The sequence below is a fragment of the Pseudomonas sp. ANT_H4 genome, from assembly GCF_008369295.1.
Classification (GTDB): domain Bacteria; phylum Pseudomonadota; class Gammaproteobacteria; order Pseudomonadales; family Pseudomonadaceae; genus Aquipseudomonas.
This window is the reverse complement of sequence record NZ_VOBG01000013.1, coordinates 136,472-156,427: the sequence shown is the minus strand read 5'-3', so window position 1 is coordinate 156,427 and position 19,956 is coordinate 136,472. Positions and strand designations below refer to the sequence as shown.

At 54.9% G+C, this 19,956-nt stretch carries 18 protein-coding genes and 1 pseudogene; 4 read left to right on the top strand and 15 right to left on the bottom strand.

What is annotated here, in order from left to right:
* From FQ182_RS18105 to FQ182_RS18090, 4 genes and pseudogenes are all read left to right on the top strand, one after another.
* Positions 1–306: pseudogene (locus FQ182_RS18105) on the top strand (efflux RND transporter periplasmic adaptor subunit); the annotation flags it as partial.
* A 26-nt stretch (positions 307–332) separates the two neighbouring features.
* Complete coding sequence (locus FQ182_RS18100) at positions 333–3,506, top strand: CusA/CzcA family heavy metal efflux RND transporter (protein WP_149415260.1); 3,174 nt, start codon at positions 333–335, stop codon at positions 3,504–3,506.
* A gap of 143 nt (positions 3,507–3,649) precedes the next feature.
* Entirely contained in the window at positions 3,650–3,847 is a 198-nt protein-coding gene (locus FQ182_RS18095; RefSeq protein ID WP_017341679.1) for a co-regulatory protein PtrA N-terminal domain-containing protein, read from the top strand.
* A 142-nt stretch (positions 3,848–3,989) separates the two neighbouring features.
* On the top strand, positions 3,990–4,322 hold the full coding sequence (locus FQ182_RS18090) for a DUF2790 domain-containing protein (protein WP_149494037.1): 333 nt from the start codon (positions 3,990–3,992) through the stop codon (positions 4,320–4,322).
* Positions 4,323–4,699: 377 nt separating this feature from the next.
* Here the strand turns inward: FQ182_RS18090 and FQ182_RS18085 are convergent, their stop codons facing one another.
* The 15 genes from FQ182_RS18085 to FQ182_RS18015 form a co-directional block, all read right to left on the bottom strand.
* Positions 4,700–6,025, bottom strand: a complete 1,326-nt coding sequence (locus tag FQ182_RS18085) for an OprD family porin (RefSeq protein WP_149418969.1) — start codon at positions 6,023–6,025, stop codon at positions 4,700–4,702.
* A gap of 712 nt (positions 6,026–6,737) precedes the next feature.
* Positions 6,738–7,040, bottom strand: a complete 303-nt coding sequence (locus FQ182_RS18080) for a hypothetical protein (protein ID WP_149415336.1) — start codon at positions 7,038–7,040, stop codon at positions 6,738–6,740.
* Between the two features lie 375 nt (positions 7,041–7,415).
* Positions 7,416–8,195, bottom strand: a complete 780-nt coding sequence (locus FQ182_RS29835) for a hypothetical protein (RefSeq protein WP_232392672.1) — start codon at positions 8,193–8,195, stop codon at positions 7,416–7,418.
* A gap of 327 nt (positions 8,196–8,522) precedes the next feature.
* A complete protein-coding gene (gene glmS, locus FQ182_RS18070; protein WP_149412839.1) occupies positions 8,523–10,370 on the bottom strand; it encodes a glutamine--fructose-6-phosphate transaminase (isomerizing) in 1,848 nt (615 codons plus the stop codon).
* Between the two features lie 10 nt (positions 10,371–10,380).
* Positions 10,381–11,148 (bottom strand): DeoR/GlpR family DNA-binding transcription regulator, encoded by a 768-nt coding sequence (locus tag FQ182_RS18065; RefSeq protein WP_133100651.1) that lies wholly within the window; start codon positions 11,146–11,148, stop codon positions 10,381–10,383.
* 135 nt (positions 11,149–11,283) lie between these two features.
* A complete protein-coding gene (glmU, locus tag FQ182_RS18060) occupies positions 11,284–12,651 on the bottom strand; it encodes a bifunctional UDP-N-acetylglucosamine diphosphorylase/glucosamine-1-phosphate N-acetyltransferase GlmU (protein WP_149412838.1) in 1,368 nt (455 codons plus the stop codon).
* A gap of 115 nt (positions 12,652–12,766) precedes the next feature.
* Positions 12,767–13,192, bottom strand: coding sequence for a F0F1 ATP synthase subunit epsilon (locus FQ182_RS18055; protein ID WP_149412837.1), 426 nt, complete (start codon positions 13,190–13,192; stop codon positions 12,767–12,769).
* A gap of 44 nt (positions 13,193–13,236) precedes the next feature.
* Positions 13,237–14,616, bottom strand: a complete 1,380-nt coding sequence (gene atpD, locus FQ182_RS18050) for a F0F1 ATP synthase subunit beta (protein WP_149412836.1) — start codon at positions 14,614–14,616, stop codon at positions 13,237–13,239.
* Between the two features lie 27 nt (positions 14,617–14,643).
* A complete protein-coding gene (gene atpG / locus FQ182_RS18045; RefSeq protein ID WP_149412835.1) occupies positions 14,644–15,504 on the bottom strand; it encodes a F0F1 ATP synthase subunit gamma in 861 nt (286 codons plus the stop codon).
* A gap of 50 nt (positions 15,505–15,554) precedes the next feature.
* The gene (gene atpA / locus FQ182_RS18040) at positions 15,555–17,099 is read right to left on the bottom strand and encodes a F0F1 ATP synthase subunit alpha (RefSeq protein WP_133100646.1); all 1,545 of its coding nucleotides are present in this window, start codon (positions 17,097–17,099) and stop codon (positions 15,555–15,557) included.
* Between the two features lie 21 nt (positions 17,100–17,120).
* The gene (locus FQ182_RS18035) at positions 17,121–17,657 is read right to left on the bottom strand and encodes a F0F1 ATP synthase subunit delta (RefSeq protein WP_149412834.1); all 537 of its coding nucleotides are present in this window, start codon (positions 17,655–17,657) and stop codon (positions 17,121–17,123) included.
* 12 nt (positions 17,658–17,669) lie between these two features.
* Positions 17,670–18,140, bottom strand: coding sequence for a F0F1 ATP synthase subunit B (locus tag FQ182_RS18030; protein WP_149412833.1), 471 nt, complete (start codon positions 18,138–18,140; stop codon positions 17,670–17,672).
* Between the two features lie 57 nt (positions 18,141–18,197).
* Positions 18,198–18,455: a F0F1 ATP synthase subunit C gene (gene atpE, locus FQ182_RS18025; protein WP_002555987.1), complete on the bottom strand. Its 258-nt coding sequence runs from the start codon at positions 18,453–18,455 to the stop codon at positions 18,198–18,200.
* Between the two features lie 133 nt (positions 18,456–18,588).
* Positions 18,589–19,458 (bottom strand): F0F1 ATP synthase subunit A, encoded by an 870-nt coding sequence (gene atpB, locus FQ182_RS18020; RefSeq protein ID WP_149412832.1) that lies wholly within the window; start codon positions 19,456–19,458, stop codon positions 18,589–18,591.
* Positions 19,459–19,474: 16 nt separating this feature from the next.
* A complete protein-coding gene (locus FQ182_RS18015) occupies positions 19,475–19,882 on the bottom strand; it encodes a F0F1 ATP synthase subunit I (protein ID WP_149412831.1) in 408 nt (135 codons plus the stop codon).
* Between the last annotated feature and the right edge of the window lie 74 nt (positions 19,883–19,956).

Genomic DNA, 19,956 nt, shown 5'->3' with positions numbered 1-19,956 from the left:
GTGACCTTGGCCAATCCACAAGGTGCATGGCGTCCCGGGCTATTCGTGACCGTGCAGGTTGACACTGATACTCGGCAAACAAAGGTCGCAGTACCAGAAGCGGCTATCCAGACGGTCGAGGACAAGCAAACTGTTTTCGTTCGAACGGACGACGGGTTTAAAGCTCAGCCAGTGGAGACAGGTGGCCGTTCGGCGGGTCTGGTCGAGATCACGGAGGGCCTGGAGCCCGGTGTTCAAGTCGCCGCTGCCGGCAGTTTCATTCTGAAATCAGAACTGGGTAAAGCCTCGGCTGAACACGCCCACTGATCCGCCACTTCCACGAGAAGGTTCTCATGTTCGAACGCCTGATCCAATTTGCCATCGAGCAGCGCATCATCGTGCTGCTCGCGGTTCTCCTCATGGCCGGCCTCGGGATAGCCAGCTACCAGAAGCTGCCGATCGACGCCGTTCCCGATATCACCAACGTCCAGGTGCAAATCAACACAGGGGCAGCAGGTTTTTCACCACTGGAAACCGAGCAGCGCATCACGTTTCCCATCGAAACTGCAATGGCTGGTTTGCCGGCTCTAGAACAAACTCGCTCGCTGTCACGCTCGGGTTTGTCGCAAGTCACAGTGATCTTCAAGGAAGGCACTGACCTGTTCTTCGCCCGACAATTGGTCAACGAACGGTTGCAGGTGGCCAAGGAGCAACTACCCGAGGGGGTGGAAGCCGTCATGGGGCCGATCTCAACCGGTCTGGGTGAAATTTTCCTGTGGACGGTCGAGGCTGAAGAAGGTGCCGTCAAGGAGGACGGCAGTCCCTATACGCCGACCGACCTGAGGGTGATCCAAGACTGGATCATCAAGCCTCAGCTGCGCAATGTTCCCGGGGTCGCCGAAATCAATACCATTGGCGGGTTCGCCAAGGAGTACCAGATTGCGCCCGATCCAAAACGCTTGGCGGCTTACAAGCTTACGCTGACTGACCTTGTTACAGCGCTGGAGCGCAACAACGCCAACGTCGGTGCCGGTTACATCGAGCACAGTGGCGAACAGTTACTGATTCGCGCACCTGGCCAAGTAGCGACCACCGAAGATATCGCCAATATCGTCATGGCCAACGTCGACGGTACGCCCATCCGTGTCAAGAACGTCGCAACCGTGGACATCGGCCGTGAATTGCGCACGGGGGCAGCGACCGAAAACGGTCGTGAAGTGGTGCTCGGCACAGTGTTCATGCTGATCGGTGAGAATAGCCGCACCGTGGCCCAAGCCGTTGCTAGCAAGCTTGAGCAAATCAACCGCTCACTGCCAAAAGGGGTGGTGGCAGTCACCGTCTATGACCGTACCAATTTGGTGGACAAGGCAATTGCCACCGTTAAGAAGAACTTGATTGAAGGTGCGATCCTGGTGATCGCGATTCTGTTCCTGTTCCTTGGCAACATTCGCGCGGCTCTGATTACTGCCATGGTGATCCCGCTCGCGATGCTATTCACATTCACTGGCATGTTTACCAACAAGGTCAGCGCCAACCTGATGAGCCTCGGAGCGTTGGACTTTGGCATCATCGTTGATGGCGCGGTGGTCATTGTCGAAAACGCCATCCGTCGTCTGGCCCATGCACAGCAACACCACGGACGCATCCTCACCCGCTCCGAACGCTTTCACGAAGTGTTCGCGGCGGCCAAGGAAGCACGCCGACCGCTGATTTTCGGCCAGTTGATCATCATGGTCGTGTACCTACCGATTTTTGCCCTCACCGGCGTCGAAGGAAAAATGTTTCACCCGATGGCGTTTACTGTGGTGATTGCCTTGCTCGGCGCGATGCTGTTGTCGGTGACCTTTGTCCCGGCGGCGATTGCGATGTTCGTCACCGGTAAGGTCAAGGAAGAAGAGAACATCATCATGCGTGGCGCCCGTCGGGTGTATGCGCCAGCGCTAGAATGGGTCATGGGCCATCGATCAATGGCATTCGCCATAGCACTAGCCGTTATCGCGGTGTGCGGTGTGGTCGCCAGTCGAATGGGCAGCGAGTTTGTGCCGAGCCTCAGTGAAGGGGATTTCGCGTTGCAAGCACTGCGTGTACCAGGAACCAGCCTGACGCAATCGGTAGAAATGCAGCAACGTCTGGAAAGACTTGTGTTAGCAAAGGTACCGGAGGTCAAGCGGATGTTTGCTCGTACTGGTACAGCAGAAATTGCCTCAGACCCAATGCCACCAAACATCTCTGACAGCTACGTGATGCTCAAGCCGAAGAATCAATGGCCTGATCCGAATAAATCCAGAGAGGCGTTGGTAGCTGATATCCAAAAAGCTACAGCCGGAATGCCCGGAAGCAACTATGAGCTTTCTCAGCCTATTCAATTGCGTTTTAACGAGCTGATTTCAGGCGTGCGCAGTGATGTGGCGGTCAAGGTCTTCGGTGATGACATGGCGGTGCTTAACAGCACCGCTGCAAAAATTGCCGCGTCCATGCAGAAGATCAATGGTGCCTCCGAGGTCAAAGTCGAGCAAACGTCGGGACTGCCGGTACTGACCATCAACATCGACCGTGACAAAGCCGCCCGTTACGGACTGAACGTTGGCGACGTACAAGACACCATTGCGGTGGCGGTCGGTGGTCGTCAAGCCGGTACGATGTATGAGGGAGACCGCCGATTCGACATGGTGGTGCGTTTATCCGACGCCATGCGTAAGGATCTCGAGGGATTGTCCACACTGCTAATCCCGGTACCGGCGCTGCTTAACACCAATGCCGATCAGATCGGGTTTATTGCTCTTTCAGAGGTGGCTAGCCTCGATCTAGTGTTGGGACCTAACCAGGTCAGTCGTGAAAACGGCAAACGTCTGGTGATCGTCAGCGCCAACGTGCGTGGGCGTGATATCGGCTCATTTGTACAGGAGGCCAGTAGCGCCATTGATAAAGAAGTGCAGATCCCGGCCGGTTACTGGACCAACTGGGGAGGACAGTTCGAGCAGCTCCAATCCGCTGCCAAGCGACTACAGATTGTAGTCCCAGTGGCCCTGCTCTTGGTGTTCGCACTCTTGTTCATGATGTTCAACAACCTCAAGGATGGCCTATTGGTGTTCACCGGTATTCCATTCGCGTTGACGGGGGGAGTCATGGCTTTATGGCTCCGAGACATACCGCTGTCGATCTCGGCAGGTGTTGGTTTCATCGCGTTGTCGGGCGTGGCGGTGCTGAATGGTCTGGTGATGATTGCGTTCATCCGCAATCTTCGGGAGGAAGGACATTCGTTGAGTTCCGCAATCAATGAAGGGGCTCTTACCCGGTTGCGCCCAGTGTTGATGACAGCTCTGGTGGCCTCTCTTGGCTTTATTCCGATGGCACTGGCCACCGGAACGGGGGCAGAGGTCCAGAGACCCCTGGCTACCGTGGTGATCGGGGGCATCCTATCCTCAACTGCGTTGACCCTGCTGATATTGCCTGCGCTTTATCAATGGGCGCACCGCCGAGACGAGGAAGAAGCCGAAGACGAAGACGATAAAATAGAAGCCGTATAATTCTTTAGTTTTAAAAGCCCACTATCGAGATTCGATAGTGGGCTTTTTTATGTGAGCTACATAACGAATCTGTAATCTTGGCGCCACCGTGTTGATAGGTTCGAATTGATACCCTACTAGCGTTAACTATATGAGGTGTCAGTATGAAAATTGCTCAAATCTGCGCTCTTGCGGGTGCTTTAATCCTTTCTTCAGTTGCTTTAGCCGAAGGTGGGGGGGACAGAACCTTCGAAAAAATGATGGCGGCGCGAGATGTGGCAATGGAGGCATATGTTGCTAGAGAAGGGAAGAGCGTTCCCGTGGTGTCAAGTGATGCTAAAGATGAGACAGGTAAAATGTAGTAGTACTGCGTATAAAAAACCGCTTCCGGCTTCCGGCGGCGGTTTTTTTTACGGCTTTATTACACATTCGTAACCTAGCCGCCACGCCATCGCAATGTTCGAATTGATATCCTTGTAACAGTTAATATATGAGGTACTAAATATGAAGTTCATGAGTATTATTACTTTCGCTGGAGCTCTGACGTTATCCTCTCTCGTACTGGCGGAAGGGGGAGGAGACAAAGCCTTTGAAAAGATGATGGCGGCGAATGCTAAAGCCATGGAGCAGTATGCAATTAGCCAGGGGAAAAGCGCCCCTGTGTCGAAAGAATACGAGTACGGGATGAAGGTGGATGTTGTGAAGGTTATCAGTGTGGTGCGGCCTGCAAAAGTCTGCGCAGTGGTGCCCGCCGCAATGACCTATGAAGATTCAAAAGGACAGCTAAATACAATTAGGTACACTGTGGCTGGAGAGTGTCGTAAACGAGGCGGCTAGCAGCTATGCTGCTGTCAGAGGGATTTATAACGCTCGATTAACCTCAATACTTAGAGGTATCGGGCGTTTTTTATATGCTCGTGTTTTAACGGGCATAAAAAAGACGCCCCGAGGGACGTCTTAAAAATTCACCTTTTTCCAAAGGAGCTTCTAAAGGTGAGCTTGGAGCTTTTAACTGAACAGCGATGAGTTTCAGATTTTCACATACTAGCTACTTGTCTGTAGGACTCCAACCAGATGCGCTAGCTAGATTCCTATTAACTCCCACTCACTATAAGCAATTCAAGTTAACATGAAGATGATTGAAAAATTACATTTTTGAAATCTTTCTAGCGAAAACGGGATATTCGTGAGGAACGAATTATCCCGTTCAGGTATTACAGAATCGCTAGTGGGTACTCAACGATCACACGGACTTCATCCAAATCAGACTCAAACGCGGTTGCACGGGTGTTCATTTGTCGCAAGCGGAAGGACATATCTTTCAAGGAGCCTGTCTGAACGACGTATTTTACTTCGATGTCGCGCTCCCAACGTTTCTGATCGGTCAACGGGTTTCCATCCGCATCGCGCCGCATGTATGTGGCGTTGGCGTTGGAGTAGTCAGCGTCGGTGCCACGACCATAACGTGTCATAAACGACAAGCCAGGTACACCATACGAGCTCATGTCGAGGTCGTAACGCACCATCCATGAACGTTCTTTTGGCGAGTTGAAGTCGCTGTACTGGATTGAGTTGTCGAGAAAGATGGAATCCGACTGACGCAGGTAGTCGAAGTCGTCGTTACCATTATTTCGCTGGTGAGAAAGTGCAAGTGAGTGTGCGCCATACTTCACGCCAACCTTAGCGCTCCAAATATTGTTGTCGAACTCGCCCAGCAGTTTTTTCCCTTCGTCAACGGCCTTGTAGTAATTCACACCGCCGAATACGGAAAGCTCATCAGACAAGGAGTAGTTCAACCCGGTGCCAGCATAGTATTGATTCCAGGCGTCTTTGAGACGACTGGAGTAAAGACTAACGATAATATTCTTATTCACATTGTAGTCGCCACCAAAATAGCCGACCCAAGGTGAGTTAACTGGGCCTGCATAGAAGGTTGCGAAGTTGTCGCGCATATTGCTGGAGACTGGTTGACTCATAGCATGCAGGCGACCACCCTGAACTGTCAGCCCTTCGATGCTGGTATTGGTAGCGGTCACACCACGGAAACTTTCCGGTAAAAGCCTTGAGTCGCCAGAAGCCACGACAGGGTTGGCGGGAAATACATCACCTACTTTCACCACAGTGTCAAAAGCGCGAACTTTTGCCGCGCCACCGACTTTCGTGTATTCATCTCGTGCTTCGCCGTCGCCATTGACAGGTAGCACATCGAATGAACTACGACCGCCGTTACGACCGTCACCCGTATCAAGCTTCAAACCGATCATCGCGAAAGCGTCGACGCCCACGCCTACAGAGCCTTGGGTAAACCCGGATTCGAACTTACTGATAATCGCATGCGACCAAGCTTCGGAGTAGCCATTGCCCGTGGGGCTTGATTGACCGTTACGATGATCACGATTGAAGTAGAAATTTCGATTGAGCACGGTAAGGCTGCTGTCTTCGATAAACCCCCCAGTCTTTTCCTCCGCAAACACTATAGAAGGCCCAGAACTGACAACCAACGCCAAAGCGGCCATCGAAAATTTCGTATTGTTATCCATTAATCACTCCTTAGGTTCGGCAGAACTAGAAAGCTCTTCGGCTGGAATTATTGTTTACGGGAGCAGTTTCTGCTCCCGTATCGCCGCCGACTTGTATCGTTGCAATTTGAAGATAACGGGGAGATTTTTGAAAAATTACAATTCTGTAATGTTCGCCTGTTTTTTCAAAATTAACTTTTGCGGCATGCCCCCAACCGATGGGTGGCTCTACCTTTACTAGGGCTTTTCTCAGGAATTCTCTTAACCAGCAGCACGAATCCACACCTGAAAGTGCGCATGCTCAGGAGCTGAAATCAGTTCTCGATGCATCGTCACAGTGAAGTCGAACCGAGATCGTTTAGATTTTTGGCTCACCTGACCAATCTGACCATCACACAGCTTTATATGATTCAAGCAGTGACCGCGGTCAAGTTGGGATGCGGTAATAGCTGTACCCGGAAGGCGGTCGCCGCTAACCAAAATGGGATAGCGATAGCGGAAATATTCCGGATGTAGTGTTGTGGAGTTCCCCATCCGCTTGTTCAAAAAACCGAGTATTTTTTAATACTGCTGGAGTTGTTGCTTTTGGACTTTATCAGCCAGTCCCTATTACGGCGCATACTGGTCAAGTTACATGCAAACGAATGTCTGCAAGAAAACAACTGGCTGGTCAGTGGTATTGCATAGGGAGCAAGAGCAGTGCAATGAAGCACGCTCTTTAACGACACGATAGTTACTGGATGGGTTTGACCGAGACCACATCGAAATATTTGAATTTCTTTTTTTTAGCTTCTTTTTTAGCCTCTTGTTCCGCGATAAGAGTACTCAGCGTGTTCGCATCATAAATGAACACGCTCACGTCGCCTTCGAAGTCCTTGGTAACGTGCAGTGTCACCCTCAGCTTCGGTGATAGCGGTTTAGAGTTTAGTCGGGGCGTTGGACTCGGCTGCGGCTTTGCGAGTACTACGGGGTCGGATTGTTTTGGGGAGCCGAATAGCGCCAAGCGCATATCCTCCTCATTCAGTTCAACGCTCATCTGGGATTTCTCGTCGCTAATGGAAGACGCGGGACCTTCATTACGTAGACTACGTGGCAAGCTCCTGCTGACCGCCAACTGTGATGGCCTCAGGAGTTTCAAATGGTGGGTTTTCATCTCTTAACGTTTATCACTGAGCGATTGAAAACGACGTGGCCGAGGGATAAGCCAGATTTCCTGCAAAGCGCAGCCTTTATGAAAACCGCCGCACGCTCCAGCTCCGTTGAGGATGCTGCGTGCTCAGCTGCCATCTGTTTGTTGCGAGCATAAATTTTTTCCTCGATCAATTGTAGGCAGCGTGGATCATTATTCAACAGTTTGAACTTACTAATCCTATTTCACCTTAAAATTTGCCATAGAAATGAGGCAAAGCCTTTACGGGCTGAGAAAGTTCGGGGCTACGTTGAGCGCGGAAAACACGATCGACAGGATGGTCATCAATAGCCATACGAAACCATCCCAGTATTTTATCGCGGCCAGCAGCAATGCCCCGACGATTGGCAGCAAGGACAGCCCCTTCAGCAAGCGAAAGGTCCTGGTTAGCGTTCGGCCCTGCTTGTCGACCTGGTCGATGGTGATCCTGAGCAAGCCCTGAAGTTTTGGGGGATAGGTTTTTATCTTGTCCTTAAAATCATCGAAGATGACATTGAAACTGTGTAGCAGGCGCTCTGTTTGCAGCATTTGATTGTGCAGGATCGCAAGCAGAACCACAGAGACCACTGCCAGCCCAAGGACAAGAATAAAACCTTCGAATTTTGAGGTGGTTTTCTCCAGCACGACCAGACCCGCTAACGATATCGGCAGGGCAAGCATCTTGCCCGCAATATCGCCCAGTACCCCGCTAAGCTTAGTGCCATAGTCGATTTCAGCCTGGGCCACCTCGCGCCGGGCCCGCTCAAACGAGAAGCTATAGACGTAGGTTTGCAGATTCGCACGGTACGTGGCGAGGACCTCCCGCCACTCCCGCACGATCACCAAGAACAGATTCGGCTCGCTCTCAAACTTCTCGATGACGCTCGCCACCGCCATCCGAATCATCAATTTTCGTTCGGAGAGGTGCGCCTTGTTTTCGTTTTTTCGATTGAGTATTTCTTCCAACAAGCTCAGGTGGTTGAGCTCATAGTCAAGAACCTTGACGTCAACCTGGGTAGGCAACAGAAAAGTTCTCGGAGGCTTAGCCCCATCAGGAGGCAAGGAAAAAACAGGTTATTGCTTCCTCCTTCGTCCGCCGGGATCGCCTCTCCTCGCCCTGAAAAAATAGTTATAGGAAAAAATCGTTCACCATCTGCCGATGGCATAACGCTTTTTAGCCTACTCCCGGAGCGAAACGAAGCGGAAATTCTAGACCGATGGCTCAGCCCGAAAATGAAAACCCCCGTAGATACGGGGGTTTAGGCTTTGTGTCAATCTATGTTGTATCGTGTCAACCTTTATTGTTTTGTGTCAATCTTTATTGTCAGAAACCAGTAATCCCTGAATGGCTTACTCCACTGTCACCGATTTCGCCAGGTTGCGCGGTTGGTCAACGTCAGTGCCCTTGAGCACGGCGACGTAATACGACAGCAGTTGCAACGGGATGGTGTAGAGGATTGGCGACAGAGTGTCGTGGATGTGCGGCATGTTAATGACGTGGGTGCCTTCGCCATTGGTCATGCCCGCCTTCTCATCAGCAAAGACGATCAGTTGGCCGCCACGGGCGCGGACTTCCTGCAGGTTGGACTTGAGCTTCTCCAGCAGCTCGTTGTTTGGCGCAACGGTGACCACCGGCATATCGTCATCCACCAGTGCCAACGGGCCGTGCTTCAGCTCACCGGCCGGGTAGGCTTCGGCGTGGATATAGGAAATTTCCTTGAGCTTGAGGGCACCTTCCATCGCCACTGGGTATTGCGCGCCACGGCCAAGGAACAGGGTGTGGTTTTTGTCGGCGAATAGTTCAGCGACTTTCTCCACGGTGCTGTCCATGGCCAGGGCTTCACCCAGGCGGGTTGGCAAGCGACGCAACTCTTCCACCAGGGTGGCTTCGACGCCTTCGGCGAGTGTGCCGCGAACCTGGCCAAGGGACAGGGTCAACAGCAACAGACCGACCAGCTGGGTGGTGAAGGCTTTGGTGGACGCCACGCCGATTTCACGACCGGCCTGAGTCAGCAGGGTCAGGTCGGACTCGCGCACCAGGGAGCTGATGCTGACGTTGCAGATCGCCAGGCTGGCGAGGTAGCCCCCTTCTTTTGTAGAGAGCAACTTGGCGTTACGCAGGGCGGCCAGGGTGTCGGCGGTTTCGCCGGACTGGGAGATGGTGACGAACAGGGTGTCCGGTTGCACTACCACTTTGCGATAGCGGAACTCGCTGGCCACTTCCACCTGGCACGGGATGCCGGCCAGTTCTTCCAGCCAGTAACGGGCGACCATACCGGCGTGGTAGCTGGTGCCGCAGGCGACGATCTGCACATTGCGCACTTTGGCGAACAGTTCAGCGGCTTGCGGGCCGAAGGCCTGAACCAGTACCTGATTGTGGCTCAGGCGGCCTTCCAGGGTGCGTTGCACCACGGACGGTTGCTCGTGGATTTCCTTGAGCATGAAGTGGCGGAACTTACCCTTGTCGGCCGCTTCGGCACCGTCGCGGTACTGCACGGCTTCGCGTTCGACCGGCTGACCGTTAACGTCCCAGATCGCCACGCTTTCGCGGCGGATGTCAGCGATATCGCCTTCTTCCAGGTACATGAAGCGGTCAGTGACCTGACGCAGGGCCAATTGGTCAGAGGCCAGGAAGTTTTCGCCCAGGCCCAAGCCGATCACCAGCGGGCTGCCACTGCGGGCGGCGACCAGGCGATCCGGTTGGCTGGCGCTGATCGCGGCCAGGCCATAGGCGCCATGCAGTTCCTTGACGGTAGCCTTGAGGGCGGTGGCCAGGTCGCTGTGGTCCTTGAGTTTGTGGTTTAGCAGGTGGGCGATGACTTCGGTATCGGTGTCCGAAGTGAACACATAGCCCAGGCCTTTGAGCTGTTCGCGCAGCACTTCGTGGTTTTCAATAATGCCGTTGTGAACCACCGCCAGGTCACCGGAGAAGTGCGGGTGGGCGTTGCGTTCGCACGGTGCGCCGTGGGTTGCCCAACGGGTGTGGGCGATACCCAGACGACCTACCAGCGGCTCACCGGCCAGGGCTTGTTCCAGCTCAGCGACCTTGCCCGGGCGACGCATGCGCTCAAGCTTGCCAGCGTTGGAAAAAACCGCCACACCAGCGCTGTCATAGCCACGGTATTCAAGGCGTTTGAGGCCTTCAAGCAAAATGGCGGTGACGTTTCGTTCAGCGACTGCGCCAACAATTCCACACATGGTTTCTCTCCTAGATGACTGCCGCGCAAATCAGCGTAATGCCGCGGGCTTGAATCTGGTCGCGGGCCTCAAGCGGCAGGCGATCATCGGTAATAAGGGTATGGACGCTGCTCCAGGGCAGTTCCAGGTTGGGAATCTTGCGGCCAATCTTGTCGGACTCGACCATAACCACCACTTCGCGGGCGACTTCGGCCATGACCCGGCTCAGCCCCAGCAATTCATTGAACGTGGTGGTGCCGCGCTGTAGATCGATGCCGTCGGCGCCGATGAACAGTTGGTCGAAATCGTAGGAGCGCAATACCTGCTCGGCGACCTGGCCCTGGAACGAGTCCGAATGGGGGTCCCAGGTGCCGCCGGTCATTAATAGCACCGGCTCGTGTTCCAATTCGCTCAGGGCGCTGGCCACGTGCAGCGAGTTGGTCATTACCACCAGGCCGGGTTGATGGCCCAGTTCGGGGATCATGGCGGCGGTGGTGCTGCCACTGTCGATGATGATCCGCGCATGTTCGCGCAGCCGATTCACAGCCGCACGGGCGATGGCGCGTTTGTAGACCGAGATAGGCTGGGCGGGATCACCCACCAACTCCTGGGGCATGGTGATCGCACCGCCGTAGCGTCGCAGCAACAGGCCGTTGCTCTCCAGCGCAGCGAGATCCTTGCGGATGGTCACTTCCGAAGTTTCGAAACGCTTGGCCAGTTCGTCCACGCTGACTTCACCCTGCTCGGTGAGCAAGGCAAGAATGTTGTGACGTCGTTGGGGTGTATTTCGTTTCGACATGGTGATGATAAGTTTCGGTTCGAAAGATAACGAAGGCAATCAAAACCTATTGGCGGGAACTCGTCAAGCACAAGGCATAAAAAAACCTGTTGGACCGACGTACCGGACCAACAGGTTTGCGGGGTTGTGGATAACTCAGGTCTTCTTGGTCTTGACCGGGCGTTTCCAGCCGTCGATGTTGCGTTGACGGGCGCGGGCTACGGCCAGTTGGGACTTATCCACATCCTGATTGATGGTCGAACCCGCAGCGGTGTTGGCACCATCGCCAATGGTCACTGGGGCCACCAGAGAGTTGTTGGAGCCAATAAACACGTCTTCGCCGATGGTGGTCTGATGCTTGTTGGCGCCATCGTAGTTGCAGGTGATGGTGCCAGCGCCGATGTTGGTGCGAGCACCGATCACCGAGTCACCTAGGTAGGTCAGGTGACCTACCTTGGCGCCTTCACCCAGATTGGCGTTTTTCAGTTCGACGAAGTTACCCACATGGGCTTTGGCACCCAGCACGCTGCCTGGACGCAGACGGGCAAATGGGCCGGCATCGCTACCCTCACCCATCACTGCGCCTTCGATATGGCTGTTGGCCTTGATCACCACGCCTTTGCGCAGGGTGCTGTCCTTGATCACGCAGTTCGGGCCGATGACTACGTCATCTTCAATAACCACACGGCCTTCGAGGATCACGTTGATGTCGATGAGCACATCGCGGCCCACAGTGACATCGCCGCGCACATCGAAACGCGCCGGGTCACGCAAGGTGACACCAAGCGCCATCAGGCGCCGGCCTTCACGCTGCTGATAGTGACGCTCCAGTTCGGCCAGTTGCTTGCGGTCGTTGGCGCCCTGCACTTCCATGGGGTCGTGGGGCTGCTCGGTGGCAACCAGCAGACCATCGCTGACAGCCATTTCAATCACGTCGGTCAGGTAGTACTCACCCTGGACGTTGTTATTGGACAGGCGGCTCATCCAGTCCGCCAGGCAATCAGCCGGTACAGCGAGGATACCGGTGTTGCCTTCGGTGATGACGCGCTGGGCTTCGCTTGCGTCTTTATGCTCGACGATCGCGGTGACCTTGCCGTCGGCATTGCGCACGATCCGACCATAGCCAGTTGGGTCATCCAGCTCAACGGTCAGCAGGCCCATTTGACCGGGCGCCACGTGCTTGAGCAGGCGTTGTAGGGTTTCCACCTCGATCAACGGCACGTCGCCGTAAAGGATCAACACCGTGTCAGCCTTAATGAAAGGCACGGCTTGGGCGGTGGCGTGACCGGTACCCAGTTGCTTGTGCTGCAATACGAAATTCAAATCGTCCGCCGCCAGCCGCTCACGCACCACGTCAGCTCCATGGCCAATCACTACATGGATACGTTGGGGGGCCAGTTGCCGGGCGCTATGGATAACATGGCCGAGCATGGAGTCACCGGCGATCGGGTGCAGCACCTTGGGCAGCGCCGAACGCATGCGGGTGCCTTGGCCGGCGGCGAGAATTACGATTTCGAGAGACATGAATGGCTACCAATCCTGGGCGGTCAGACTTCAGACCAAAGAAGTGTTTTGCAAATAAAGAAAAAGGGTAGCCGAGGCTACCCTTTTTAATCAATCACACATGAGGCGTGACGGCTTAGCCGCCAAACTTCTTGCGGATCTGCTGGACGGTGCGCAGCTGAGCTGCGGCCTCGGCCAGACGTGCAGCAGCAGAACCGTAGTCGAAATCTGCGCCTTTTTCATTCAGGGCCTTCTCGGCAGCCTTGACGGCGTCCTGAGCGGAGGCTTCATCCAGGTCGGCAGCACGTTGCACGGTGTCGGCAAGAACCTTGACCATGTTCGGCTGAACCTCAAGGAAACCACCAGAGATGTAAAACACCTCCTTTTCCCCACCCTGCTTGGTCAGAGTAATCGGACCGGGCTTCAAGCTGGTGATCAACGGTGCGTGACCCATGGCAATACCAAGGTCACCCAGTTCGCCGTGCGCTACTACCATCTCAACCAGACCGGAGAAAATTTCCCCTTCCGCGCTGACGATATCGCAATGGACTGTCATAGCCATCTGCTTGCCTCAACCTGAGTAGCGCCCGTTGCCGGGCGCCAGGATTACAGTTTCTTGGCTTTCTCGATCGCTTCTTCGATGCCGCCGACCATGTAGAACGCTTGTTCTGGCAGGTGGTCGTAGTCACCGTTGAGGATGCCTTTGAAGCCAGCAATGGTGTCTTTCAGGGAAACGTATTTACCCGAGGCACCGGTGAAGACTTCAGCCACGAAGAACGGCTGCGACAAGAAGCGCTGGATCTTACGAGCGCGAGATACCAACTGCTTGTCGGTTTCCGACAGCTCGTCCATACCCAGGATCGCAATGATGTCCTTCAGTTCTTTGTAACGCTGCAGCACGTACTGAACGCCGCGAGCGGTGTCGTAGTGTTCCTGGCCGATCACGCTCGGGTCCAGCTGGCGCGAAGTCGAGTCCAGTGGATCGACCGCTGGGTAGATACCCAGGGAGGCGATGTCACGGGACAGTACGACGGTAGCGTCCAAGTGGGCGAAGGTGGTCGCTGGCGACGGGTCAGTCAAGTCATCCGCAGGTACGTATACCGCTTGGATCGAGGTGATCGAACCGTTTTTGGTCGAAGTGATACGCTCTTGCAGAGTACCCATCTCTTCGGCCAGGGTCGGCTGGTAACCTACTGCGGAAGGCATACGGCCCAGCAGTGCGGATACTTCAGTACCGGCCAGGGTGTAACGATAGATGTTGTCGACGAACAGCAGAACGTCGTTACCTTCGTCACGGAATTTCTCGGCCATGGTCAGGCCAGTCAGTGCTACGCGCAGACGGTTACCCGGCGGCTCGTTCATCTGACCGTAAACCAGTGCCACTTTGTCCAGAACGTTGGAGTCCTTCATCTCGTGGTAGAAGTCATTACCCTCACGAGTACGCTCACCCACACCAGCGAACACGGAAAAACCGCTGTGCTCGATGGCGATGTTACGGATCAGTTCCATCATGTTTACGGTTTTGCCTACACCGGCACCACCGAACAGACCGACTTTACCGCCCTTGGCAAACGGGCAAACCAGGTCGATAACCTTGATGCCAGTTTCCAGCAGGTCGTTGCCGCCCGCTTGTTCCGCGAAGGATGGCGCTGGACGGTGAATGCCCCAGCGCTCTTCGGTGTCGATTGGACCGGCTTCGTCGATCGGGTTACCGAGGACGTCCATGATCCGGCCCAGGGTCGCTTTACCGACCGGTACGGAGATGGCAGCGCCAGAGTCAGTGACTTCCAGGCCGCGCTTCAAGCCCTCGGTGGAACCCATTGCAATGGTACGAACCACGCCGTCGCCCAGCTGCTGCTGAACTTCCAGGGTGGTGCCGGCATCGCTTTTGACTTTCAAAGCGTTGTAGATGCTCGGTACGCTGTCGCGTGGGAATTCCACGTCGATAACGGCGCCGATGATTTGAACGATACGTCCGCTACTCATAGCTGGATCCTCTGAATATTTGAACCGTTAAACCGCGGCAGCGCCGCCGACGATTTCCGAGATCTCTTGGGTGATCGCAGCCTGACGCGCCTTGTTGTAGACCAGCTGCAAATCGCTGATCAAATCACCGGCGTTGTCGGTAGCGCTCTTCATCGCGATCATCCGCGCAGCTTGTTCAGCCGCGTTGTTCTCGACCACCGCCTGGTACACCTGCGACTCCACGTAGCGCACCATCAAGCCGTCAAGCAGCTCTTTGGCGTCTGGTTCGTAGAGGTAGTCCCAGTGGTGCTTGAGCTCTTGTTCCGGGGTCGCCACCAATGGAATCAACTGCTCCACGGTAGGCTGTTGCGTCATGGTGTTGATGAACTTGTTGGATACCACGGACAGGCGGTCAATCCGGCCTTCCAGGTAAGCATCCAGCATCACCTTGACGCTGCCGATCAGGTCATTGATCGACGGTTCTTCACCCAGGTGACTGATAGCTGCAACGACGTTACCGCCGAAGTTGCGGAAAAAGGCCGCACCCTTGCTACCGATCACACACAGATCAATCTCGACGCCGTTTTCGCGGTTTACCGCCATGTCCTTGACCAGGGCCTTGAACAGGTTGGTATTCAAACCACCGCACAAACCACGGTCACTGCTCACCACGACATAACCGACACGCTTTACTTCGCGGTCGAGCATGAACGGGTGGCGATACTCCGGGTTGGCGTTGGCCAGATGACCAATAACCTGGCGGATACGCTCCGCGTAGGGACGGCTAGCAGACATGCGCATTTGTGCCTTGCGCATTTTACTGACCGCCACTTTTTCCATGGCGCTGGTGATCTTTTGCGTGCTTTTGATGCTCGCAATCTTACTGCGAATCTCTTTTGCGCCTGCCATGTAACACCTATCAGGTTAGCAAGCGGGAGCCTCGCGGCCCCCGCTGCGGCTTACCAGGTTTGGGTGGCCTTGAACTTCTCGATACCGGCTTTGATGCCAGCGTCGATGTCGTCATTGAAGTCACCTTTCACGTTGATCTTCGCCATCAATTCGGCGTGATCGCGGTTGAAGTAAGCAATCAGCGCTTGTTCAAAGCTGCCGACCTTGGTGATTTCAACGTCGGTCAGGAACCCACGCTCAGCGGCATACAGCGACAGCGCCATGTCAGCGATCGACATTGGTGCGTATTGCTTCTGCTTCATCAGCTCGGTAACGCGCTGACCATGCTCAAGTTGCTTACGGGTCGCTTCGTCCAGGTCAGAAGCGAACTGGGCGAATGCCGCCAGTTCACGGTACTGAGCCAGAGCGGTACGGATACCACCGGAGAGCTTCTTGATGATCTTGGTCTGAGCGGCACCACCCACACGGGATACCGAAACACCGGCGTTCACTGCAGGACGGATCCCGGAGTTGAACATGGCCGATTCCAGGAAGATCTGACCGTCAGTGATGGAAATCACGTTGGTCGGAACGAACGCGGAAACGTCGCCAGCCTGGGTTTCGATGATCGGCAGTGCGGTCAGGGAACCGGTTTTGCCGGTCACTGCGCCGTTGGTGAACTTCTCTACCCATTCTTCCGAAACGCGGGATGCGCGCTCCAGCAGACGGGAGTGGAGATAGAACACGTCGCCTGGGTAAGCTTCACGGCCTGGTGGACGGCGCAGCAACAGGGAAATCTGGCGGTAAGCCACTGCTTGCTTGGACAGATCGTCATAAACGATCAGCGCGTCTTCACCGCGGTCGCGGAAGTACTCGCCCATGGTGCAACCGGAGTACGGTGCCAGGAACTGCAGTGCAGCGGATTCGGAAGCACTGGCGGCCACGACGATGGTGTTAGCCAAGGCGCCGTTTTCTTCCAGCTTGCGAACCACGTTGGCGATGGTCGATTGTTTCTGACCAATGGCTACGTAGACGCAGAAGATCCCGCTGTTTTTCTGGTTGATGATCGCGTCGATCGCCAGAGCGGTTTTACCGATCTGACGGTCACCGATGATCAGCTCACGCTGGCCACGGCCGACAGGAATCATGGCATCGACAGCCTTGTAGCCAGTCTGTACAGGCTGGTCTACCGACTTACGCCAGATCACGCCTGGAGCAACTTTCTCGACCGCATCGGTCTCGGTGTTGTTCAGCGGACCTTTGCCGTCAACTGGGTTACCCAGTGCGTCGACAACGCGACCCAGCAGTTCCTTACCAACCGGAACCTCCAGGATGCGGCCTGTGCACTTGGCGCTCATGCCTTCGGCCAGAGTCTGGTAGGAGCCCAATACAACGGCACCTACAGAGTCTTGCTCCAGGTTGAGAGCCATACCGAAGACGCCGCCCGGAAACTCGATCATCTCGCCGTACATAACGTCGGCCAGACCGTGAATCCGCACGATGCCGTCAGATACGCTGACGACAGTGCCTTCGTTACGGGCTTGGGAGGTCACATCGAGCTTGTCGATGCGGCCCTTGATAATTTCACTTATTTCGGAAGGATTGAGTTGCTGCATTGCTCTGCTGCCCCTTCAAACTCAAGATTTCAATGCTTCGGCAAGATTCGCGAGTTTGCCGCGAATCGAGCCATCGATAACCAGGTCGCCGGCGCGAATGATGACACCACCAATCAGGGTGGCATCCTCCGCAACTTGCAGGCGCACTTCCCGGTCGAGTCGTGCACTGAGAACCTTGGCGAGTTTGTCTTGCTGTTCTTGGTTCAATGCAAAAGCACTGATGACTTCAACATCTACCGATTTCTCTTGTTCGGCCTTGTACAGGTCAAACAGAGCGGCGATCTCCGGCAAAAGCGGGAGACGGTCATTTTCGGCAACGACGTGGATGAAGTTCTGCACTTTCACATCAAACTTGTCGCCGCACACGTCAATAAACGTGGCGGCCTTGTCTGCGCTCGTCAGTCGCGGGGCCTTGAGCACGCGCTGCATGGTGTCGTTTTGCGACACTGCTGCAGCCAGGCCGAGCATGGCTGACCAAGAGGCCAGTTGCTGGTGGGCCTGGGCGTGCTCGAAGGCTGCCTTAGCGTAAGGTCGGGCCAACGTGGTCAATTCTGCCATGATCGCCCTCGCTTAAATTTCAGCAGCCAGTTTGTTAACCAGCTCCGCGTGCGCGTTTTGATCGATTGTGGCACCCAGGATCTTCTCGGCACCGCCGACGGCCAGAGCACCCAGTTGGGCACGCAGCGCATCTTTGACACTATTCAGTTCCTGCTCGATCTCGGCCTGAGCCTGAACCTTCACACGGTCAGCGTCGATACGGGCTTTTTCAACAGCCTCTTCAACGATCTGGTTACCGCGTTTCTTGGCTTGCTCAATGATTTCGGCTGCCTGAGCTTTTGCTTCGCGCAGTTTTTGACCCACTTTATCTTGGGCCAATTCCAGGTCGCGAGCTGCTCGGGCGGCAGCGTCCAGTCCATCCGCGATCTTCTTCTGACGTTCGTGCAAAGCCGCGATGACCGGAGGCCACACGAACTTCATGCAAAACAGTACAAAAATGAAGAACGCAACGGACTGGCCAATCAGGGTTGCATTAATGTTCACGCCAACACCTCGCTCGTTCGTTGTCCATCACTCTAATCAACTCGAAAATTCGAGTGATTAGCCAGCGAGTTGACCAACGAAGGGGTTCGCGAAGGTGAAGAACAGAGCGATACCAACGCCGATCATGGTCACGGCGTCGAGCAGGCCGGCGACGATGAACATTTTAACTTGCAGCATTGGAACCATTTCTGGCTGACGCGCGGCGCCTTCCAGGAACTTGCCGCCCAACAGGCCGAAACCAATGGCAGTACCCAGGGCGCCCAGGCCGATCAACAGTGCAACAGCGATAGCGGTTAGACCAACTACAGTTTCCATCTTTCCTCCCGACTTTTACGTCGTATGGTTTAGGTTTTTTAGATTTTAAAGCGGTAAAACAAATCGTTTCATAGCCCTGAAGGGCCACCTTCCCGTTTCACCGGGAAGGACATCAGACTAGTCGAGACTGGTCTTAATGGTTCTCTTCGTGCGCCATCGACAGGTAAACGATGGTCAACATCATGAAGATAAACGCCTGCAGGGTGATGATCAGGATGTGGAACACCGCCCACGCCCACTGCAGAACAATGCCCAGGCCGCTAAGCCAGAGCAGACCGCTGCCGAACATCACAGCAATCAGAATGAAGACCAGTTCGCCGGCGTACATGTTACCGAACAGTCGCAGTGCCAGTGAGATTGGCTTGGCGATCAGGGTGACGAATTCCAGCAGGAAGTTCACCGGGATCAGCAGCGCTTGCAGGAAAATGTTCTTGCTGCCAAACGGGTGCAGGGTCAGTTCGCCGATGAAGCCGCCGATGCCCTTGACCTTGATGCTGTAGAAAATGATCAACGCAAACACCGACAGGGCCATACCCAGGGTGGCGTTAGGATCAGTGGTCGATACGGCACGGAATGGAATGTGCGCATCGCCGGTGATCAGGATGGCCAACTGAGGAATCCAATCGACCGGTATCAGGTCGACGGCGTTCATCAGGAACACCCAGACGAAGATGGTCAGTGCCAGCGGTGCAATCACCGGGCTACGGCCATGGAAGCTGTCTCTCACGCTGCCATCGACGAATTCGACCAATACTTCAACGAAGTTCTGCAAAGCACCTGGCTGACCGGAAGTCGCCTTCTTTGCCGCCATGCGGAAAATCAGGACGAAAATCAGACCCAATGCGACCGACCAGCCGAGGGTATCGACGTGGAAAGCCCAAAAGCCCATTTCTTTGGCTTCTGCTGCGGTGTGAGCAAAGCCCCAGCCGCTATTGGGTAGCTGACCGAAGGTCAGGTTCTGCAAGTGGTGCTGGATATAGCCCGAAGCGGTTGTCTCTGCCATGGTTGCCTCAAACGCCCTAAGGTCTCGAAAATCTTGTTCTCATCAGCAGGGGCGAAAACCAGCTGACCAGTTGGGTCAACACGAAGACGCCGAATACAGCCAGCGGCGCCAATGGCTTTACACCTGCAAACGTCAGCGCAAAGAGCACTGCTGTCAAAATCAGTTTGCCCGCCTCACCGGCATAAAAAGACCGGACGATGGCTTGAGCTGCTCGGGCACCGGAAAACCGAAAGGCCCTGTGAGCAAAATACATATTGGGCAGCAAGGCTATCAGGCCTCCGCAGAGTCCTGAGTATCCGGCTACGACTCCATGCCAATACCAAAGCGCCAATGCGGCGATCAGTAAAATGACAAATTGGGCCAATAACACCGGAAAAACGGCCAAGCGATGGAACGGCAACGTGTGTGGCGTGCGGGTTTCCATCACTCTTGCTCCCCAATAGTCGGCTGCCAGAATCAATAACTTGGCATCATTTGTGCCGACAAAATGCGCGCAGA